Origin of the sequence: Desulfofustis glycolicus DSM 9705, from assembly GCF_900130015.1 — a bacterium.
GTDB classification, from domain to species: domain Bacteria; phylum Desulfobacterota; class Desulfobulbia; order Desulfobulbales; family Desulfocapsaceae; genus Desulfofustis; species Desulfofustis glycolicus.
The window spans coordinates 1-2,685 of sequence record NZ_FQXS01000074.1 but is presented as its reverse complement, the minus strand read 5'-3'; the positions used below and the strand labels follow the sequence as shown (position 1 = coordinate 2,685).

Genomic DNA, 2,685 nt, shown 5'->3' with positions numbered 1-2,685 from the left:
CTTCAGCGACGACCAAATCATGTCAAAAGTTACTTCAAACATCCACTTGTCCGATATGCGGCATGACTTCGATATTTAGACACCGGAGCAATAACTGCCTTCGGTCGAAGATTGCGTCGAACGGTTTGGGGGTGGTTTCTGAGCTGCGGGGATTCTAGGAGCCTCGTATACACGATTTAGCGGCACATAAGGTTCTTTTTTGAAAAAAACATGATAAGCACCGATTGCTGATCCCCCGCAAAGCAGGAAGACAATGCCGACGATATAAACGGGATTATAATCTTTTCTTCTTTTTGAGGTATTGGTGTTGTCAGCACTAACATTATTGAATCGGTTTATCCAAAAGGTTCTCTCACCTTTCCTATTACCATAAACCTTGTTAATCAGTACTTTTGTAAGCGGAGAAGGTGCCAGGTGATTGGTAGTTTCAGCAGCAGCAATATGAGTAGAATCTGTATAATAGGAATGCTGAACATCATTAGCCTTTGAAGTGGTATATTTCTCACCCAAGGCGCTGTTTGAACGTTTACGACTGATATAATTTAGAAGTACAGCATTGAAGAGAAAGATAAAAATTGCAATTAATTGAATAACAAGAACGATTACCCAGTATTTGAATATTTTATCTTGGTTGGATAATTGGTTGACCGAATCGATTGTCAATAGAGAGAGAAAGACAGGAGATAAAAAAAGGACGTTACACAAATTGATGATGACTGCGGCAAGTCCGAATATAGCGGCTCTCCCCACCGAACACCAGGCAAATACCCCCGACAATCCGGAGATGAAAACTCCGTAAACCGGTATAAATATAGAAACGATTGCTAACACAAGAGAAGAAATCCCGAATGCCTGCGTGAACACACGTTCCTCCAACTTGATTGTTGACAAGCATTAGAAAATCTTCCATCGACACAGACTTTTTACCAGATACTTTAACAAGTTCAACATTTATCAAAGTACGGAGTTCTAATAACTCCAACAGTCACACGTGGGAGTCGACCCCCTGATCAGGCAGTAAAATTAGGCTTTGTGCTAAGTTTCGAGACACATTAGGGACACCATGACAAAAAAACGTGGTCTGTCCCCCTTTTCCTGTCCCCCTTTTCCTCTTGGCTGAATCCTTTTGATGTCCTTGCGTTGCCGATTATTCAGGATTGTGAAGCGGCGACATCGTTAAGCTAACCGACCCGGCGTTGTTTGCCGGGGCCGAGCGAAGTGCAACGGAGCGTTGTTGAGCGCTAGGTTATGCTTTTTTCTCAACACCATTTTCATCCCAGTCATTCCAACCTGGAAAGTTTAATGGCTTGATATTTTGTATATTTTCCAGATGTTTTCCCCACTTTGCCATACTTTCAGTAAGGTGTAATTCAAATTTTTCAGGCGACATATATGTAAAATCTTTATTTTGAATTTCAGCTGATAAGTAAGGAGGGAGCACTGTAAACCCCATATAGTGAAGAGAAAAGTTAATTGATTTTAATAGTGCTTCAATTTCACCACCACCTCTTCCGCTTGCAGTAAAGGTAGATTTCGGAGCTCCAGATGTGACAGAACAAATAGCACTTTTTCCTTTGAAATACCCTTTGTCATATCGCATTTTACTGGTGTATAAACCACCGCCAACAAAGACTCTATCAAACCAACCTTTTAATATAGCCGGTTGTTGATGCCACCAAAGTGGAAATTGCAAAATAAGTAAATCACATTTTTCCAACCTTTGAATTTCTCGCTGCACATCTTTAGGGAGGGTGCCAGTTTTATAAGCATGCCTTTGTTCAGATAATATATCAAATCGCTTTGTTTCAATCCTGTTTTTATAGTGCTGATCTCGTTCTACAGGATCAAAATCTTCTGCATATAAGTCTGAAATTTCGACACTATGGCCTGTGGCTTTTAACGTTTTAACGGCTCTTCTCGTCAGCGAACCGTTAAATGACTGTTGCTCTGGGTGACAATGAACAATTAGAACGTGCAATATATCCTCTCTATTTATTGCTCAAGCATAACGCCCAGGATCAGGAGCGCGTATTGTGCGTCTGGCTGAATCCTTTTGATGTCCTTGCGTTGCCGATTATTCAGGATTGTGAAGCGGCGACGCGCTCCTGATCCTGGGCGATGTTCCCGCGCAGCGGCGACATCGAGCAATTCAGCGAGAACCGCGAAGTTTGCGGTTTCCGCTGAAATGACTGGTTGTGCAAATTATTTTTTCTTTGCCATGTTCGCAGAGTGCTCAAGTATTATGTCCATAATTTCGGAAGATTCAGTAAGTTTTCGTTTAACCTCTTCAGGTGATAACTTCTTACTCATTGCTAGATCACACATCAGGACTCTGTTTACTATATATGTATGAAGTGGCGGCATTACTGTAGCGGTTGATTTTTCAGCAATGTATTTCCAATTATCAGATGCCGTTTTTAAAACAAGCTCTCTGAAATGTTTTTTTTCTTCAGATCGCTTGTTAATAAAAGCTACTGCCACTGTGCAAATTCCAGCTATAGCAGCACCGCCTAAAGTGCCCTATACTGCGATCTTGGTAGCCTCAAAGTCCATTATTTTGTTAGGTTTTGATTGTGATTGATATATTTACTTGGCTCCTCGTCATTTCGTGTGGATTTGATATCATAAGATCAAATCCACACGAAATAGCGAGGAGAAACGTATGAATGGCAACGATATCATAGC

3 protein-coding genes are annotated in these 2,685 nt (G+C 41.2%); all 3 read right to left on the bottom strand.

The window, feature by feature from the left end:
• Nucleotides 1-75 precede the first annotated feature (75 nt).
• Nucleotides 76-864, bottom strand: coding sequence for a hypothetical protein (locus BUC26_RS23320; protein ID WP_143166146.1), 789 nt, complete (start codon nucleotides 862-864; stop codon nucleotides 76-78).
• Between the two features lie 382 nt (nucleotides 865-1,246).
• On the bottom strand, nucleotides 1,247-1,978 hold the full coding sequence (locus BUC26_RS22330; RefSeq protein WP_073379617.1) for an NAD(P)H-dependent oxidoreductase: 732 nt from the start codon (nucleotides 1,976-1,978) through the stop codon (nucleotides 1,247-1,249).
• A gap of 224 nt (nucleotides 1,979-2,202) precedes the next feature.
• Nucleotides 2,203-2,481 (bottom strand): hypothetical protein, encoded by a 279-nt coding sequence (locus tag BUC26_RS23315; RefSeq protein ID WP_143166145.1) that lies wholly within the window; start codon nucleotides 2,479-2,481, stop codon nucleotides 2,203-2,205.
• Nucleotides 2,482-2,685: the final 204 nt, after the last annotated feature.